The 18127-nt window shown below is 44.8% G+C and carries 12 protein-coding genes; 1 reads left to right on the top strand and 11 read right to left on the bottom strand.

Features of this window, described 5'->3' with window-relative positions:
* Positions 1-19: 19 nt before the first annotated feature.
* The 7 genes from OCV12_RS09095 to OCV12_RS09065 all read right to left on the bottom strand — a co-directional run bounded on the left by OCV12_RS09095 (position 20) and on the right by OCV12_RS09065 (position 9719).
* Positions 20-211 carry a hypothetical protein gene (locus OCV12_RS09095; RefSeq protein WP_017066914.1) on the bottom strand — a complete coding sequence of 64 codons (192 nt, stop codon included), beginning with the start codon at positions 209-211 and terminating at the stop codon, positions 20-22.
* A gap of 255 nt (positions 212-466) precedes the next feature.
* Complete coding sequence (locus OCV12_RS09090) at positions 467-1225, bottom strand: sulfite exporter TauE/SafE family protein (protein WP_261884450.1); 759 nt, start codon at positions 1223-1225, stop codon at positions 467-469.
* Between the two features lie 201 nt (positions 1226-1426).
* The gene (locus OCV12_RS09085; RefSeq protein ID WP_176681091.1) at positions 1427-2947 is read right to left on the bottom strand and encodes a tripartite tricarboxylate transporter permease; all 1521 of its coding nucleotides are present in this window, start codon (positions 2945-2947) and stop codon (positions 1427-1429) included.
* Between the two features lie 10 nt (positions 2948-2957).
* On the bottom strand, positions 2958-3458 hold the full coding sequence (locus OCV12_RS09080; protein WP_176681947.1) for a tripartite tricarboxylate transporter TctB family protein: 501 nt from the start codon (positions 3456-3458) through the stop codon (positions 2958-2960).
* 247 nt (positions 3459-3705) lie between these two features.
* The gene (locus tag OCV12_RS09075) at positions 3706-4677 is read right to left on the bottom strand and encodes a tripartite tricarboxylate transporter substrate binding protein (RefSeq protein ID WP_176681092.1); all 972 of its coding nucleotides are present in this window, start codon (positions 4675-4677) and stop codon (positions 3706-3708) included.
* A gap of 291 nt (positions 4678-4968) precedes the next feature.
* Positions 4969-8643 carry a response regulator gene (locus OCV12_RS09070; RefSeq protein ID WP_261884449.1) on the bottom strand — a complete coding sequence of 1225 codons (3675 nt, stop codon included), beginning with the start codon at positions 8641-8643 and terminating at the stop codon, positions 4969-4971.
* Positions 8644-8675: 32 nt separating this feature from the next.
* The gene (locus tag OCV12_RS09065; RefSeq protein WP_261884448.1) at positions 8676-9719 is read right to left on the bottom strand and encodes a response regulator; all 1044 of its coding nucleotides are present in this window, start codon (positions 9717-9719) and stop codon (positions 8676-8678) included.
* A 319-nt stretch (positions 9720-10038) separates the two neighbouring features.
* On the opposite strand from OCV12_RS09065, the gene OCV12_RS09060 reads away from it, so the two are divergent.
* Complete coding sequence (locus OCV12_RS09060; RefSeq protein ID WP_261884447.1) at positions 10039-11268, top strand: hypothetical protein; 1230 nt, start codon at positions 10039-10041, stop codon at positions 11266-11268.
* A gap of 163 nt (positions 11269-11431) precedes the next feature.
* Here OCV12_RS09060 and OCV12_RS09055 read toward each other — a convergent pair whose 3' ends face one another.
* From OCV12_RS09055 to tssK, 4 genes are all read right to left on the bottom strand, one after another.
* Positions 11432-12085: a protein kinase domain-containing protein gene (locus OCV12_RS09055; RefSeq protein WP_261884446.1), complete on the bottom strand. Its 654-nt coding sequence runs from the start codon at positions 12083-12085 to the stop codon at positions 11432-11434.
* Between the two features lie 82 nt (positions 12086-12167).
* Positions 12168-15560, bottom strand: coding sequence for a type VI secretion system membrane subunit TssM (gene tssM / locus OCV12_RS09050; RefSeq protein ID WP_261884445.1), 3393 nt, complete (start codon positions 15558-15560; stop codon positions 12168-12170).
* A 2-nt stretch (positions 15561-15562) separates the two neighbouring features.
* Complete coding sequence (gene icmH, locus OCV12_RS09045) at positions 15563-16765, bottom strand: type IVB secretion system protein IcmH/DotU (protein ID WP_261884444.1); 1203 nt, start codon at positions 16763-16765, stop codon at positions 15563-15565.
* Entirely contained in the window at positions 16765-18096 is a 1332-nt protein-coding gene (gene tssK / locus OCV12_RS09040) for a type VI secretion system baseplate subunit TssK (protein ID WP_261884443.1), read from the bottom strand. The genes icmH and tssK overlap by 1 nt, the downstream gene beginning before the upstream one ends.
* Positions 18097-18127 lie beyond the last annotated feature (31 nt).

The following is an 18127-nucleotide window of genomic DNA, read 5'->3' as shown; positions in this document are numbered from 1 at the left end:
AGCTTGTTGTACTTGAGTCTTAAGCTTCGCGGTTCTTTCTTTGATTCTTCCAAAGATCGGTGACATAAACGATAGCACTGATAAGCAAGAAGAGCGCTGACACAGAAAACAGAGCGGGCATTTTTAGAATCCACGCGAATGTGGCAGCGAGAAAAGCGACAAAGCAAATGAGTCGACTTGATGACATGACATGACCGAGTTTAATGTTCATAACGCCTCCTAATGAAGTCTCACTTTCGACAGGAGAATTATCCCACTTTCCGTAAAAGAAAGGCTAAAAAACAGTCTAAATTGTTATCAAATTTACTAATTAAAGGACTCGTCTCACATATATCGATACGGTTATTTTATAAGCAATAAAATAGCGACATAGGTAATGTGAGAGTCAGCTTTCCCGCTGTGTTTTCCAGTTAGAATTAGATTCAGTCTCGGGTTTAATTAGTGTCAAACCGACTTAGTATAAAGCCTAGTTAGTATAGAAAAAGTAAGCGGTGATTAAGAAACTCGCGATGATCACTGTGTTACGAACATACTGTTGTGGGATTCGGCGAGAGATTTTTGCCGAGTAATACCCACCAACTAAGGTCCCCATCAAAACAGCCATGCCTGATGGCCAATCAATCGAGCCATTTATGATAAATAACACGATCGCCGCAAGTGATGCACAAGCTGACACGAGCAGCTTTATACCATTCATTACGTTGATATTGGTGTAACCCGCCAGAGCCAAGTAGCTCAATGTGACGATTCCCAACCCTGCATTAAAGTAGCCGCCATAGATACACACGATCAAAAGCAATAAAGCGGAAAAGAAGGCGCCAGCGCTGGTGGCGTGTTTATGTTTTGCTGTTGCTTGTTTCAGCCATTTATTCAACGTTCCACCAAAGGTGAAAAGAAGGGCGGCAAACAGTAACAACCAAGGCACAGATTGAGTAAACAAAGCCTCTGGTGTGTGCAGCAATAAGAAAGCCCCAATACCACCGCCAACCACACATAAAGCAATGGTCAGTTTAAGTTGTTTGGTGCCCGATTGGATCTCATGACGTAGTGCATAAGCGCCACTGATGTAGCCTGCGCAGGATGCAAAGGTATTGGTCGCGTTGGCTGCAATAGGCGGCACGCCAGCAAACAATAGAGCGGGGAAGGTGATGAAGCTGCCTCCTCCTGCAATAGAGTTAAGCACGCCACCAACCACGCCTGATAAGAATAGAATCATCCAATCCATAGTTTTAGAATCCAATGCGTTAAATGACTGGTTACCTTACTTGATTTTGATATGAATATCAGAGCTGCAGGGCTTGAAAGTGCGAGTTTGTGAGTGTGCTACCATCTTAGAGTTGTGTTTGCTCTTAACGGCAGGCACGAAAAAAGGAGCCTGAGGCTCCTTTTAGATTTCGAATTGTGTTCAATGTGTTCGAGGTGTTGATTACACTTCGACAGGTTTCGCTTTAAAGCTCTTGAATAGCTTAACCAGAATCGGGCTAGAAAGAACCAATACCGCCAAGATAGTGAACGTCATAGTGATAGGGCGTTCCCACAAGAAGCTAAGCTCTCCATCGCTGATCATCAGTGCTCGTCTTAAGTTTTCTTCCATCAAGCCACCTAAGATAAAGCCAAGCAATAACGGGGCGAGTGGGAAGTTGGCAAGCCTTAATGCTATTGCTGCCATCGCGACTAGTAGCATCACAAATACGTCCATCGTGTTGAAAGACACCAAGTAAACGCCAGTGATTGAGAAGAAGATGATCATTGGTAGTAGCACTGTTCTTGGTACTGCCAGTAGCTTAGAGATATAAGGGATCAAAGGCAGATTCAAGATAACCAGTACGATGTTGCCAAAGTACATAGAGATAATCACCGACCAGAATACATCTGGGTGTTCAACGAACAGGCGAGGCCCCGGTTGGATGCCGTAAGCGATCAATGCACCTAGCATGATAGCCGTTGTACCAGAGCCCGGAATACCCAGCGTCAGTAGCGGAACGAATGAACCACTTGATGCGGCGTTGTTTGCCGACTCTGGAGCAACAAGACCACGAATACTGCCTTTACCAAACTCTTTCTGTTTGTCTTTCGGTGCAAGGCTACGCTCCATGCCGTAACTTAAGAAAGCAGCGATGGTTGCGCCAGCACCCGGAAGTACGCCAGTAAAGAAGCCAAGGATTGAAGAGCGAATTGATACCGGTGCGACTTCTTTGATCTCTTCTTTAGTTACTTTCATGCTGCCAATATCAGACATCTTTTTGCTTTCTTCAGCGCTGTTGTCTTGCTCAGGCTTAAGAATACCCATTAAGGTTTCACCAAGCGCGAACGTCGCCATCGCCAGCAATAGGAAGCTGAAGCCATCCATTAGATCCGTGAGGCCAAATGTGAAACGTTCAACACCAACGCCTTTGTCGATACCTACCGTTGAAAGCATCAAGCCTAAGATAGTCATCATCCATGCCTTGATAACCTGTCCTGGGCCTGCAAACGCTGCTACAGCTGATAAACCTAATAGCATTAGTGCGAAGTAGTCCGAAGACTGGAAGCTCAATGACACGCTTGCTAGAGCAGGCGCAGCGATCAAAAGCATGATTGCTGAAAGTGTGCCGCCAGTAAAAGAAGAGTAAGCAGCAAGGGCCAGTGCTTTACCTGCTTGGCCTTTTTGGGCCATTGGGTAGCCGTCGAACGCTGTTACCACAGTAGAAGAACAGCCCGGAGCGTTGATTAGGATTGATGATGTTGAACCACCAAACACCGCACCGTAGTAAACACCTGCCATCAAAATAAGACCAGACGATGGATCTAGGCCATAAGTGATAGGGATCATCAGAGCAATGGCTGAGATTGGACCTAGTCCCGGCAGCATCCCGATGAAGGTACCTACGAAACAGCCTACGATTACCATCATGATGTTCATTGGCATCACAGCGGTAGAAAGTCCTTGTAAAATTCCGTCTAACATAATGTTATCCCTACCAAAGAGTGAAGATTAAACCAGGCTCTAGGTAGATATCTAAGCCTTGAGTTAAAAGAAGAAAGAACGCGATAACGAAAGGAAACGACGCGCCAAACAAGATAGATTTACGGCGCTCACCCAATAGGTAGAAGCCCGCTAATAGGAAGAAGCTTGTTGCTAGAACGAAGCCAAGATATGTCAATCCAACGCCATAAAATGCCATCAGTACTAAGAAACCAATCAGTAGCTTCCAGTTTAAAGGTGCGGTTTCACACTTGAGCTTTTTGTCTGGCTGACCAGTCACAAGCAGGATCAGCGACAGCCCGATACCGATGAAAGTCAGCAGGGTAGGCAGTGTTCTCGCGGTAAAGGGTTCATATTCATCACCGGGAAACAGCGGAATCAGGGTGGTTTGGTAGCCGTAGCACAAGCACGCCAGCATAAAGATCAAAGCTCCGAGGCGATCGCCTGAAAGCAAAGATTCCTTACTGAAAAATTTGGTTGGTAAGTCCGACATATCCAACTCCATTTGGGTGGTGTAGAAAAGTAAAAAACCGTACATGAGCGAGTCAATGAAATGTCTGGGATCACTAACCGAAGGTAAGCGAATTACGATGCTTGAACTTAGCAAGCCACTTGCATTTACAACGAATCAGCAAGCGCGAGTAATACGTCTACGAATAAACAAAGGAGTTTGAAGTTAACTCATGTACGGCGAAACAAGGAAAGAGTAAGAGGGCACAAAGTCCCTCTATCGTTGTTGGTTATTTCAAGAAACCAAGCTCACGCATTAGGTCGCCCATCTGTTTTTCTTGATCTTCTAGGAAGGCGTAGAAATCTTTGTCCGCTTTGTAGTTATCGATCCAACCGTTACGGTCACGAACCACTTGCCACTCATCGGTTTTGTACATTTTGCCTAGGGCTTCATTCCACTCATCGATCTTCGCTTGGCTAGTGTTTGGAGCCGCGAAGAAGCCACGCCAGTTAGCGAATACAGTTTCGTTGCCGTATTCGGTTAGTGTTGGAATGTCTGGTGCTGCATCAAGACGTTTTGGTGCCGTTACAGCCAGTACTTTCACCTGTCCAGACTTAGACATCTCTAGTACTTCACCAAGGCCAGTTGAAAGCAGTTGGGTTTCGCCAGAAAGCAGTGCAGCCATTGCTTTACCGCCCGCATCGTAAGCAATGTAGCGAACCTTTTTCGCATCAAAACCTTCGCCCTTGAACGCCGCAGCAACTACAAGGTGGTCCATGCTGCCACGAGCTGAACCGCCAGCAATTTTTACTTTGCGAGGGTTGGTTTCGAATTCTTTTACTACGTCTTCCCATGTGTTGTATTTAGAATCAGCAGACGCAACGATTGCGCCGTAATCGGCAATGGTTGCAGCAACAGGTGTTAGGTCACGGAAAGACTGTGGGAAAATACCCGTCAGAGAGCGCACAACGATAGGTGTTGAGTTCACCATCAGCGTGTCTTCTTGGCGTTGAGCCGTTTCAATTAGGTGTGCAATGGCTTTACCGCCGCCGCCACCAGATAGGTTTTGGAAAGAGACATTTTCTACGATGTCTGATTTCACCAGTACATCACCAGTACCACGAGCTGTCATATCCCAACCGCCGCCCGCGCCACCAGGGATTAGGAAGTGGATTTTCTCTACGTCAGCAGCAAAAGTGTTGAAAGAAAAGGTTGCTGCGATGATAGAAGCCGCAAGAGTAGGTTTCAGTGCCTTGAACATGGTTCACGTTCCTTATGTAGGGGATCTCTTCAATGGAGAGAAACTTATGTTTATATCCAGCTACTAAACACACGAGTAGGGTATCGCTTAGTAGATGAAGCTAAAGTTAACGGTGTGTTAACGAATTGTCTGCAATGCGGCGATATTGAGAATAAAGAACATTGGGTGAATAAAGTTCATAAAGTTCACGGCAAGGTGAAGGTGGCGTTGCTATTAGATACAGATAAAAAAGAGAGCCACTTGGGCTCTCTTTAACGGTTTGTAGCTTAAGACATATTTAGTATTTTGGGCTCATGATGAGTTGGCTAGTGTTGAGCCTTTGAGCAGTTCAGTCGCTGTATCGAAGTCAAACTCTTCTAGCGAATTTTCCAACCTCTTGAACTCAGAAGGTGTTAATCCAACCACCGTACCGTCCTCAATGTTAAGAATGATGTTGAGTGCTTCAGTGTCATCATTGGCAACGGCTTCTAACAACTGATGGTACAACTCAGTATCTGGCTGATTCGTTGCTGAGTCAGCACCTGCATCTTGTTCATTGGAGTTGTCGGTTGTGGTTGCTGTTTGGAATACTGCGTTGGAGATCCCCTGACTGATCTCAATCGTAGTTTTAATAACGTTCTGTTTTAGTTCGTCATCGGTAAGTTCGGACTCCAGCTTTTCACACAAGCTATGTAAATCGCTCGCACCTAGGTTACCAGCCACACCTTTAAGGGTGTGCAAGTAACGCTGCTGAGCAGTACTTGATAGCTCAGCAGTTAAGGTATCTTCGTCAGAATATGCTTCAACAAATCGCTTCAATAACTTCATGTAGAGCTTGTGATTGTTACTCGCCCGCATCAATCCCATGTTGGTATCGAGACCATTAATGGCAGGCAATGCCTCTGGTTCACTCTCTGAACGGTTGTCATCTTGTGGAGTTACACTCGACTCTTGCAACAAAACATTGAATTGCACGGGGTTAGATGGTGAAACCCAATTAGCCAAGGTTGCGAACATAGAGCCGACATCAATCGGTTTCGCAATGATGTCACTCATTCCACAGTTGAGTGCTTTCTCTTTATCTCGTTCCATCACGTTTGCGGTCATTGCGATGATAGGAGTTTGAGTGTCTCTTATTTCGTTACGAATATGCTCTGTCGCCTCGTATCCGTCCATAATCGGCATTTGGCAATCCATCAAAACGCCATCGAAAGGGGTCTCGTCAGCGATAGCTTGTTGATAAAGCTCGATGGCTTGTTGTCCGTTCTCAGCAATGGTGACTTTAATCTGTTGTCCTTCTAATAGCTCAGTGGCTAGCTCTTGGTTTATCTCGTTGTCTTCAACCAACAAGATGTTAGCACCAGCCAGTTGTTGAACATTGGCAAGCTGGTTCTGTTGTTCCAATTCACTGCGAGATACGCAGTCTGAGTCCAGCCCGTAGAGGGATACGATAGAGTCATAAAGGTGAGACGAAGTAATCGGCTTATCCAAAATACTTGGAACGTCGAATCCTCTTTGGGTAATGGCCTCGGCAAGCTCTTCACGACCGTAAGCGGTGAGCATCATTATTTTCGGCTCTTTACTCAGTGATAATCCGTGATTGAGCGATTCTAACAGGTCAACACCATCGCGTTTAGGCATTTTCCAATCTGAGATAATCAGATCAAAGGGCTTGTTGTTAGCATCTGCAGTGTGCAATTCCACTAAGGCTTCATCCACAGAGGCGCTTAACGTTGGAGTCAACTTGAGAGACTCGAGAATATCGCCGACGATCAAGCGCGCACTGGAGTTGTCATCAACAACTAGCACTTTTAGATGATTAATCGAAGCAGGAACCACCACTCGGTTTTGGGTTATTGAGTGACTAACGCGAGTCGCAATCGTAAATGAGAAGGTTGAGCCTTTACCAAGCTCAGTCGTCACTTGGATGTCTCCGCCCATTAGTTGGCTAAGCTCTTTACTGATTGCCAAACCTAAGCCAGTACCACCATATTTTCGGGTGGTAGAGCTATCGGCTTGAGTGAATTTGTTGAACAGCTTAGCGGCTTGTTCTTGTGTCATACCAATGCCACTGTCTGAAACAGCAAAATTGAGCTTGATGTCATCGCCATTTCTTTCTTCGACCGAGATTGAAATTTTCACTTCGCCTTTCTCTGTGAACTTAACGGCGTTGTTACTTAGGTTGATCAGGATTTGACCAAGCCTTAATGGGTCACCAATCAGATTGGTTGGCACGTCACGGTCTACTTGGATAAGCAACTCTAAGCCACGCTCAGAAGCTCGCAGGCCAACTAGATTGGTGATGTTATCGAGTACGTTCTCGAGGTGAAAATCAACGTTCTCTATGTCTAATTTACCCGCTTCGATTTTAGAGAAGTCGAGAATGTCGTTGATCAGGCCGAGTAGGGTGTCTGACGAGAGTTTTACTTTGTGTATGTAGTTACGCTGCGCTTTAGTCAAATCAGTCTTCAGTGCCAAGTAGCTCATACCAATGATGGCATTCATTGGTGTGCGAATTTCATGGCTCATGTTCGCTAAGAAATCCGATTTAGCATGGTTGGCCGCATCGGCTTCGTCACGTGCTACGGCTAAGTTTGTGGCAAAGTGCTCAAGGGCTGAGTGAGCTTTATTGGCGAGTAATCCCATCAACATAATGATAAAGAAGAAGATCAGGCCACCAATTGCTAGATGGGAAGAGACACTTGAAGAGTCTTTTACGCTGTCACTTTCTGCCATGTAAGCTTCGACGACTAAGTCGTGCAGTTGAGTGAAATTGGCGTTCATTTCCTTCAGCACTTGATGGCTGAGTAGCTGAGCTCTGGCTAGGTTGGTAAATTCTTCTTCGTAGAATGTGACGTGTTGATCAAATGCGGTAATTTTCATTTCTGGGGCGTATCGCGTTAACAATTCGCGCGCTTCAAGCGACACCGATTGCATCTCACCAATTAATGTAAAAACTTGCTCGGATATGATGGATTGGTCATCCGATTTAGCTAACGAAAAATCACGATTCAGTTGCTCTGATTGGCTTAATAGCGTTTGAATCACCAACAGGTTTTCACCAATTGTAAGTTGAGATGAAAGGCGATCTTGAGCATGCCCGATTTGTTCGTTGAGATCAGTTAACAGCCCTTGTTGTTGCTCATTAAGAGCCGTTGAAGCACGCGATAATTCTATGCCACTGCGAGAGACTTGTTTGGTGATGGATGTTTTGAGTTGTACTGCCGAGCTCGACAAGCCTTGCAGTTGAACCAAGTTGGTGTAGTAACGGTTTTGAGCTTGTTGGACGGTCTGCAGTAATTCAGCGCCCTTAGGATCTTTGACTTCATTTGAAAGCTGCGAGATTAACGAAGCGATCTTCTGAATCTCAATCTTCGTTAATGTGTAAATTTTTGGCGAACCGGTTAGAAGAAACTCTTTTTCTAAGTTTTGCACTGTGGCACTGAGTGTTGTCAGCCCACCGATTTTCATCACTCGGTTGGCTTGTCCCTCGCTTAATGTTCTTAGCTGCTTCACGTCCTGGCTAACGGTATTGATCGTGTCTTTGTGAGAGCTTTGCATCTCAGTGAGAAGATCGGTCGCCGCCAGCGACTTTCGATTCATGCGGTCGCGAGCAGTGTCACTTAATTCAATTAACTCAGTGTATTGACTGAATTGGTCTAAATATTTATCGAGTGACAGTTGTGCATGCTGATCGTCATTATGCGCCGCAAAGGTTTCGACTAGCTGTTTCGTTAGCTCAGCTTCTTTGTTAAAGAGTTGCGCTGATTGAGGCTTTCGCTCGTTACTAAAAGAGAGTTCGTGGACTCGGAGCTTATCAAGAGAGGTTAGTAGCTGAGTGCTTACGGCGTAGTCCTCGATACCAACAAAGCGATTGTTTAGGTTAAACCACGCAGCAACAGCCACCGAAAACAGCACTATGGTAGCGACGATAAAAGAGATTAGGATCTTTTTAGAATCAGAGGCGAATCTAGAAACAGTATTCATAAAGTACCTGTGTGTATAAAGTACCAGGGTACTTAGTGTTCTTGTTCATCAGTAAAAGAGTCTTTGATGGTGAGCATCTCGTCGAGCTTACTAATGAAGATAGGGACCAAGTTAGGGTCGAAGTGTTGTCCAGCTTGTTCTTGTATGAGTCCAATCGCTTTTTCAATCGGCCATGCTTCTTTATATGGACGTTCGCTGGTTAGGGCATCGAACACATCTGCAATGGCAACAATGCGAGCACTTAGAGGAATATCTTCGCCTGACAGCTTATGAGGGTAGCCACTGCCATCCCACTTTTCATGGTGGTAAAGGGCGATTTCTTGGGCGAGTTTCAGCAATTTAGAGTCGTTGTCTCCAATAATATCCCCGCCAATGGTGACGTGTGTTTGCATGATTGCCCACTCATCCTCATCTAGCTTACCGGGTTTACCCAATATGCGGTCAGGAATACCGATTTTACCAATATCGTGCATTGGCGCTGCTTGGAATAATAATTCTACCCATTCTTCACTGACGTCTAACTGTTGGGCAAGAATCTTAGAGTAGTAACTCATTCTTACAACGTGCATACCGGTTTCGTTGTCCTTATATTCAGCAGCGCGGCCAAGCTTGCGGATAATCTCAAGGCGGCTCATCGCTAATGCTTCCGTTCTCTGCCTAACCTTACGAGAGAGCGCTAGATTTTGGTCGTACAGGGAAATGTGTGTCACTACACGAGCTTTCACAATAGGTGGGCTGACGGGTTTGGTGATGTAATCCACGGCTCCGAGTTCGAAGCCTTTTTGTTCGTCGACCACATCGGTTTTAGCGGTAACGAAGATAACGGGGATGTCAGATGTGACAGGGTCGCTTTTAAGCCTGCGGCAAACTTCATAACCATCCATTTCTGGCATCATGATGTCGAGAAGAATGAGATGGGGCTTTGGCGATGAGGCGGCGATTTTCAATGCCTTTTCACCGGATGTCGCCGCTTTGATTTTAAAGTCGTCGTTCAGAATCCCTGAGAGGGTATGGATGTTATCCGGGATGTCATCAACAACCAAAATAATCGGTTTTTCTGTCGTAATTTGATTCATTTTTCGTCCCTAAAAAATTTAATCAGATTGCTATGTTCTATGCTAATAAAGCGTAGTGGAATTTGGTGGAAATGCATGATTTCTGGAGGGTTAATTGTTGGTTTTGGAATCTAAAAGGAAATAATGGTGAACCTTTCTATGAATAGATATTTTATATGTTAACCTTTATTTAACAAAGAATAACTACATGGATTGTGTAGTAGTGCGATCAAGGTTGAATAGTTCAGGTTTTAGTTAGCAGACCGAATGATTCAGGGGTACTTAGTCGTTCAAGTAACTTTTCAAATCTATCGTGGACTTGTTACAGGGAGAACGTACGATGCCGAATACAGGGCTGACCCTCATTCAGAAAGACATGCTATCGCTGTTTGCGAATGCTGATTTGGTGGGTGTCACTAAAGTAGATAAAGTTAAGATGGCAGTTGCCGCTGCAACAGAAGTAGACAGCTTAACAGGTACCATTACCGAGGGTGTTACAGGAAGTGGAACCAGCCTCGCGGGTATGATTGAAAACATAACTGAGCAGATTAAAGAGAAATTCCTCGATTACGCTAAGAGCATAACCAGCATCGCGATGGACGACATTAAGGCGCAGATACTGAGTATGATTCCAAGCTTGGTTAAGCGGATTTTTGCAGATTTAGCACCTGCTATCGATGACATAAAAGAAGCCGCCACGCGGATTTACTCGGCGTTGGGCAAAGCTGTAAACAACCACAAAACTCGTCACTTGAGCTCTATGACAACAACGCGTGTTGGTGCTGATGTGATAGATAAAATCCGTGGTGAGATTCGTGCAGTAGCCATCCAAGACTCAATGATCGCATTGGCTCATGGTGGTGTGATTGCGATTAATCTTGCGAGCTCAGGTATTGGCGCAACGGTGACCAGTATTGTTAAAGCTGTACTTTCTATCTTCAACTTTTTCCGCGGTTTATACGACAAATGGGTAATGGAACGTAAGTTTCGCAAGTTTAAGCAAGAGTGTGTGATGCTTAATCAAAAGCGAGACGTTATCGGCGCGAACTTCTTCCGTGACTGGTTCAAAATGAAGATGGAAGAGATCCCTGTGATCGCGTCCTACATGGTTTGCATGCCTTGTTACAGTTCACCATATAACTTTTTATCTATCACAGACATTACGCCACCACCTCCGAACATGAAGACGCGATTAACTCGAAGAATTAAGCGCAAGTTTGGCTTTAAGGTGAACACAGATCCTTCTGTGATTAAGTTATCTTTCCAGAAGTCGACATTGAGTGCATACGCTACGCTACAAGAAGAAGCCAAGGCGTTTATTGCTAATGGTGAAATCGCGTTAGAGAGTAATAAGCCCGGAGTGAAGCAGGTGTTGAACGCAGCACGTGGTGAGCCTAACTTTATACCGGGAACGGATGAAAAAGCGTTTACCAAGGCAGTAAGAAAGCAGCAGGTTAAGAATTTCTTCAATGGCATAACGATCAAAGAGAGTGTAAAAGAAAGCCTAGCGCCTAAAGCACTTGCAGCGACGGTTGCTGGAGGGTTGGAATCACTTTTAGTGCCCGAATAACTCTTAGTGTCCGAATAACTCCTAGCGCCCTAAAAACTCCTAGTGCACTAAAAACTGAGCCACCAAGGTTAAAAATAAGGCTTAATGAGTTTAAAACAAATGCAAAAAGCGGATGATCAATCATCCGCTTTTTGTTGTCTGTAGAACTGTAGATATGGTCGGTTTATCTATGCTGTTTTAATAGAATCTGATATCGACTTGGCAGTGCAATATCATCTAATAGTTCTTCTAATATGACGGCGAGCGCGAACCAATCATCCAACTTGTTTGTGACTGACTGGTGCCTAGAGTATCGAGGAGTGCAGCTGTCAAAGCGAAGTACAGAGCGTTCAGTTCCTATTTTAGTGACAGAGCCAAAGTCGATGAGTTGAGCTTGTCCTTGTGAGCCACAAATAACGTTGGAAGGTTTGATATCACCATGAACGAAACCTAACGTGTGGATTTGGTTTATGACCTTTTCTAGCGCGTTCAGCCCGTGATAAAGCAAAGGCTGTGTGGCCTGTGAATTGGTTTGAATTTCCAATAGTGTTTGACCATCAATGTAAGAAAGCACTAAGCAGTCATTGTTGTGGCTAGAAAAGTAATCACAATATTGCGGCCAGGTGTCTTGTTTATTAGAGTCTGTATTGAAAGTAGTATTGGAGTAGAGAAACTCCGCCTCTTGTTTTAGAAAGTGACGATGCTTTAGCTGTTGAGCGTATTTAATAGTTACCAGTCCCCAACTAGGGTGCTGGGCTCTGAAAACTCGTGAACTTAAACGAGTGAGTTCAGTGTAACCGTGACGCTGGAGCACTTTCTGAAGTTGCTCATCGTTCAAATTACTCTGTTTAGAAGAGGTAAGGTCTTCGGAGAATTGAGCTCGCCTCGATAGGGAAGGCGAGCTATTTGAAGAAGCGTTACTAGATCCCACTTGGCAGAGAGAATCCAGAGAAGAAGCCCGGTACAAACGGATTCGATTGACCTTGAGTTTTAATGGTTAGCTTCACCTTGCTGTCGCCATAAACAAACTCAACCTGAGTGTCTTGTGCAGAGGTAAAATTCACGTTTGGTTCGAACAAGCGGAACCAACTCCATGTGCCTTTCACGGTGTTCTGCCCAATTGTTGAGTCCTGCGCATTGAGTTGAACGCCTAGCTTCTCAATAAACTTCGCGTCACCTTGCCATGATTGTTGGCTCCATAGCGTTGGGCCATGACGATAGGTAAAGATCGGCTTATCTGAAATGATCGAAAACTCCGTGATGTTGGGCGTCATATCAACGGCTTTCAACTGGAAGTTAATCAGGATATTGGATGGATCGGCTAAGAATAGGGCGCTCTTTATATCAGCAGCCTTATCCATCATCGTCCAAACGTCAGGTGTGATCGATAAGCCCGTGCCTGGAAGTAGCCCCGGTAAATAAGGCGCTTCGTCGCTGTCCTTAACGAATCCATTCAAGCGAGTTTGAGAGAACTTGTCGACAATCCCGTTGGTCACGAAGAAGGCTTTGACATCTGCCACACTGACATCCGATTTAGATTTTCGGTTGAATGGATAGAATGAAGCTAAACGCTGTTGATAAGGCTGATAAATTTCATTCGACCAAGCTGTATTCAGATAGTCGTGAGCCAGCGACATTACCGTTTCATTGCTTTGGTGTACCACCTTATTAATCAGCTCTTCAGCGACCTCTAAATGACTGTTGGATAGGCTGGAGAGTGAAGCAATAGGGTTTCCAGCTTGTAACGTAACGGACAGCGTATCAAAGGCGACCTTTTGCGGCTCCTTAGTTTCGTAAAACTTGTCTCCCCATTTTTTAGCATTGATAAACGCCGTAAGAAGGTTATCTATTGGCTTCTTACCTTGGTCATTGGCCGATACCTGTTTCTTGTATGCTTGGAAGCTAAGAGATATCTGGCGAGCAGATTCTTTCTTGTCAGGATCTTGAATCGGCATGCTTGCAGGGTCTTGCTCTTTGTCATCCTTCGCAGGGATTTCAAGCTCCACATAGGTGTATTTAGCGATGGTTGAATACAAACTGACGAGCGGGTTATTGCTCGCTTCTGACAGGCTCGTTAACGCATTTTTCAGTTGCGTTGGATCGGCTACTTCTTTGACTTCGACATTACGAACTAAATCACGCCAATAGTTGATGTAGTCGTTCTGGTAAGTCTGCTTTAACTCTCGACTGATTCGATGAAGTTCTAACGCACTAGGATAAGCGCCAGCCACACCTTCATACGACTGCAAAGCGGACTTAAGCGTAGGAGAGTTCACCGATAAATCGAGTTCATTAAAGCCAGTTGGCGTATAGATATATGGAACCAAGTAGCCAGCGTAACTTGGCGAAAATTGAAGTACTGAGCCGAAGTTGTCACCTAATTCACCGCGAATATCGACGCGTTTGGCATAGGCTGTCGAACTTTGGATATGTTCGTACAGTAGGGTTTCAATGCCCGTTTGGGTGATGACTTTCTTGGCAAGACTTTCTAAATCATGATTCGATTTTATCGGCGTCAGGTTACGCGCAAAGATGTCATTAAGCAGCACGTCTAATTGAGCGATGTTGACGCTATCAGCTTCACCTTGATCTTGCAGAGTACGAACGTAGTAGTTCTTAAGCTCTTGGACGTTGGTTCTGTCTTTGCTAAACAGTAAACGATAGTTATTAAGTAAAGAGAGAGTCTGTGATTGATCTTCTAAGTTCACATAGACGAACAAGTCTTTCTCGAGTGTGTTCTCCATAGAAGGAATCAGGACTTGTTGTAGCTCTGTGAAGTATGCTTCTTCGACTTCTTCCTTGATACTTGGGTTTGGCATAAACGGCAAGCTATACCAAGGTTCAGGTTGATTATAAAGGTTGTAGATTCGCTGCAGTGAGAACAGATTTGGAATATTGTCCGCCATGTTTTCGATGTCGTAAGGCGATGCCGAGATGGCTTCCTTATAACGTTCTAACATCACATCGGCTCTGGTCTCGCGTTGGTTCTGGAAGTCAAAGTCGAACTTAATCACCAGCAATACCGCGGCAAGTAAGCCAATCCAAGAGAGTGTAAACAGCACTTGATTGACGAGCAGGGTGTTCTCTTTGCGCCTGTTTACGCCGACCAGTTCGTGCTCCGATAGAATCACGTGAGTCATCAGGTATTGGGCAAACAAAGTCTGATTAACCGGGATTTGCTCATTCTGCTGATAATGCTCGTGACCGACAGAGTAAGAGACAGCACTCGCTAGTAAGTCTGATTGTGCTGAGCTTTGACCATCATGAGTGAAGTAAAAGCCTCTGAATTGCAATGCATCACTAAGTTGCTCTCCACGATACAAGCGATTTAGGAATAACCAAAGGTTCTGTTTCAACAAGCCAAACTGGAAAGGGGCGCTAGCAATAGAGTTTCGGTAATCTTGATTCAATTGACCCGCAAGTGCATTACTCATGTTCGCTATCAGTTCACTGATTAAGTGATCATATTCATCATTAAACCAGTTGGCATCGATGCCACCGTGTATCGAATAAGGAGCGGTAGCACCGAATACTTCATCGCGTTTCGACTCATCAAAAGCGGAGAAGAACTGACAAAAATCGCTGATGCTGCCCATATTGGAGATAACGTTATATATCGGAAGGCTGACCCCAAATGCTTGATTAAATGTCTTTATCGTTGATTTGAGTTCGTCAGCTTGCTGCGTAATCTGTTCATTGTTTTCCAATAGTGAGGAAACGTCGGTGGTAAGTAATAAGCCATTGGCCGCTTGTCTTGGTCGCCACGCGGTTAGGGACTGGCACAGTGTTTTCAGGTACTCAGGATGTTGGTCTTCACCCATACTGATTGATACCAAAATTGAATGCTCACTGACCCAAAACAGGATAGGGAATTCGATGTCATTGCCGAAATCATCAAGTTTATAAGCCTCATAACCCATCTGAGTGATGATGCTTTTGTCTTTGTTCGGGTTTTGACTTAACAGCAAATAGATAGGCTGGTCGTAACGACTGGTTAAGCGAGTTTTGCGCTTTTGCCCGCTGATCATACGCTTGAAATGGTTTGCTAGTTGCTTTTGTCTTTTCTGAATCAGTTCTTTGTCTAGTGACTCTTCTTGTGATTTTGCGCTGCGCTTAATGAGCACCCAGTAGCCAATAAAGCCGATAAGCGTGGATATAATGGCGACAGTCGTCAGCGCCCACACCAAATAAGCATTGAGTGGTGTTAATAGAATGACGCTAGAGGCGACGGTAAAAAAGGCGACAGAGGCTAGGGCAGAAATGCCTACTGTTTTTTTTACATTGCCTGACTTGTTTGATTTGGCATCCGGCATAATCAGTTAGACTCTTCCTTGTTTAAGTCATGCGCAGAAGTGCGAACAATAATGGCGTTTATTTGATCGTTTTCTACGTACCATGCTTTGGTCGTTCTCGCTTCTTCTGAGGTGTTTGCTCTCAATATCACTCGGTAGTATTTTTTGTAAGGCGAGATAATTGGCTCATAAGCGGACGGAGATAGGTTATTAATGAACGCTTGAGCATTTTTCTTACTTGAGAATGTCGCGAGCTGTACCAACCAATTGGCTGTGCTTGGTATGAAGTTGTTGGTTTGTGAGGCTTCTACCGCGTCGGCTTTACTCGCGTGACGAGGTGGGCTCTCCAAGTCGTTATCTTGGCTGATGAAGACGATGTCTTTGATTTCGCCAGACAAAACGTAACGTTGGCTAAAGTTTGGTAAGAAGGTGAAATCTCTTGCTCGTTGCTCATGGGTTTTGGTGTACCAAAATTCCGTTAAGCCAATACTGGTTGCTATCAGACAAAAGAAAAACAAACTGGTGATGAAGTAACGCTTACGTCTGGTCGGTTTTCTAACTTCAGGTAGCTTTACTTTAGTGCGGCAGTGAACGCCACTGGCAGTACGATATTGGCTGATGGTTTGTTCTAACTGATGTACGAACGCTTTTAGCTGTTCAGCGCCGCCTTCACGATATTGGCCTTTGAACCCAATATTGATGAATAGGTAGATGATCTCCAAAAGATCGATCAGCTTGTGTGGTTGTCTTGCGGCTTTTTCTGCGACAGAGAAGAACAGTTCGCCACCGTTACGCATACCAAACAGTTCACTCAGCAGGGTTTTGTTTTCCCAGCCTCGTTTCTCTCCCCATTCGGTGTAGATGATGAATTCATCAATCACCACCGCATACAAAAAGCAGAGCTTGTCGATAACGGCTATAGGGTAGGTAAGCTCAGTCGCTTGAGCCTTTATGTCGTTAATGCCCTGAATAAACTGCTCTCGGAAGGCGGTTAAATCTTCTGGCTCAGACAGTGTTGATATTTTGAGTGTCTTAGTCAGCAAATCACTACTGATGTTGATCAGTTGATTTTCTGCCTTATCAAAGTGACGCAGAAACTCTTCTTGGGTGCTGGTGGAGTGTACCGCCACCAATTTAGAAAGAGCCTGGTCAGACTCTGTATTCGCAGAGCCTTTAGACGCTTTATCGATGACCAGTGTTTCTTCGTCTAAATAATCCATAGCCATTATCTCAACGCGTACAGAACGACTTCGAGAGCAGGTATGCGAGCGTCGACGTGCAGTGCAATCGCATCACGAGTATCAAGCATATCGAGCCAGTTTCTGTCTTTGGTATCGACCTCAAAATACGCGACGCCTTGCATCGGCTTCAGCTCACTTGGCGCGATAGGCAGTGGCGTTAAAGAGATACCAGACAGCGAGCTACGAACGAGTTCTACAATTTTATTGTTACTGCTGAGCTTCGCGGAAATAGGGAACAGCTCATTTAGCTCTGTACTGCTGATGTCGGATTTGACACTCAGAACGAAACGACGGTTATAAACGCTGCTTGGATCTTTGATTAATGTGCGAAGTAGGCGGCGTTTTTCAAACAGTGAAATATCCCACTTGAACTCAATGACCGAATCTTGTTGAACGAGTGTCAGTAAGTTTCTTAGGCTTGAAAACAGCGGGTTAAAGTTGTCGTAGAGCTTGTCATATTTTAACGGTTGGCACTCATCAGGAATCGCCGGTGTTAACGCCATGACTTGAGCTTCAAACTGTTTCAATTTTGAATACAGTTCATGCGTCGGGTATTTGGTGTTACTGATGGTTAATTCAAACCACGGTAGCCAAGTGTTGAGCGTTTGAAGCCACAAGAAGTCTTGCATCATAGATTGAGGACTTTTTTGCCCTTGGCCAGCTTCGATACGTTTCAGAAGGTTTTGAGCCCGATTACTGACCAGCGCATGAATTTCTTTGACTCGTTCGCTAAGGAGAGTTGAGGCTCCGTAATGTAAGCAAGCTGGAATGAAGGCTCTATCAAGCATCACTTCATCAGAGTCACTGATTTCTAAGATCTTAGCGACGGGAATTAGGGTGAATCCAGAAGTGTCTTCTCCCGCGAATTTTAGGCCGATATTAAGCTGAGCGACATCAACTTCGGCACTGGCGTTTTCAGAAGTTGAGGTATCGAATACGTTGATTGAGCGGGTGATGTAGCGGCTCTGTTCTTGACCGTCTTCACTGTAGTCATTGTTGCCTTGCAAAGAGATTGGCAGAGCAAGATAAACAATGGTTTCAATCGTACCCTGCGGAATGTCGACGACGATTTCTTGCTTGAGATTAAACTGGGTTCCATCAGGGAACACACCAGAACAACTTGGGATAGACAGCTTACCGATCTTTAATAGATCGTGGTTCAGCACTAATTCGGTGATGCCAAAGAAAGGGGCAAAACCAGCCAGTGTTTCGATGTTCTGACGAATGTAGTTTTGCACATAGCGGTCTTGCTGCTGAAAGTGCTGAGGCGCAATAAACATCCCTTCTTGCCACACTACTTTTTTGAAAGCGTCCACGTAAAATCCTTTTCTATTATTTTTATATATT

The sequence above is a fragment of the Vibrio pomeroyi genome, from assembly GCF_024347595.1.
GTDB lineage: Bacteria > Pseudomonadota > Gammaproteobacteria > Enterobacterales > Vibrionaceae > Vibrio > Vibrio pomeroyi.
The sequence above is the reverse complement of the archived record's forward strand: the minus strand, read 5'-3'. Positions and strand labels throughout refer to the sequence as shown.

Excerpts from the sequence above, each read along its gene's own strand:
- OCV12_RS09075 (WP_176681092.1), bottom strand. The coding sequence starts at position 4,677 with ATGTTCAAGGCACTGAAACCTACTCTTGCGGCTTCTATCATCGCAGCA.
- icmH (WP_261884444.1), bottom strand. The coding sequence starts at position 16,765 with ATGGCTATGGATTATTTAGACGAAGAAACACTGGTCATCGATAAAGCG.
- OCV12_RS09095 (WP_017066914.1), bottom strand. The coding sequence starts at position 211 with ATGAACATTAAACTCGGTCATGTCATGTCATCAAGTCGACTCATTTGC.
- tssM (WP_261884445.1), bottom strand. The coding sequence starts at position 15,560 with ATGCCGGATGCCAAATCAAACAAGTCAGGCAATGTAAAAAAAACAGTA.
- OCV12_RS09065 (WP_261884448.1), bottom strand. The coding sequence starts at position 9,719 with ATGAATCAAATTACGACAGAAAAACCGATTATTTTGGTTGTTGATGAC.
- OCV12_RS09070 (WP_261884449.1), bottom strand. The coding sequence starts at position 8,643 with ATGAATACTGTTTCTAGATTCGCCTCTGATTCTAAAAAGATCCTAATC.
- OCV12_RS09060 (WP_261884447.1), top strand. The coding sequence starts at position 10,039 with ATGCCGAATACAGGGCTGACCCTCATTCAGAAAGACATGCTATCGCTG.
- OCV12_RS09090 (WP_261884450.1), bottom strand. The coding sequence starts at position 1,225 with ATGGATTGGATGATTCTATTCTTATCAGGCGTGGTTGGTGGCGTGCTT.
- OCV12_RS09080 (WP_176681947.1), bottom strand. The coding sequence starts at position 3,458 with ATGTCGGACTTACCAACCAAATTTTTCAGTAAGGAATCTTTGCTTTCA.
- OCV12_RS09085 (WP_176681091.1), bottom strand. The coding sequence starts at position 2,947 with ATGTTAGACGGAATTTTACAAGGACTTTCTACCGCTGTGATGCCAATG.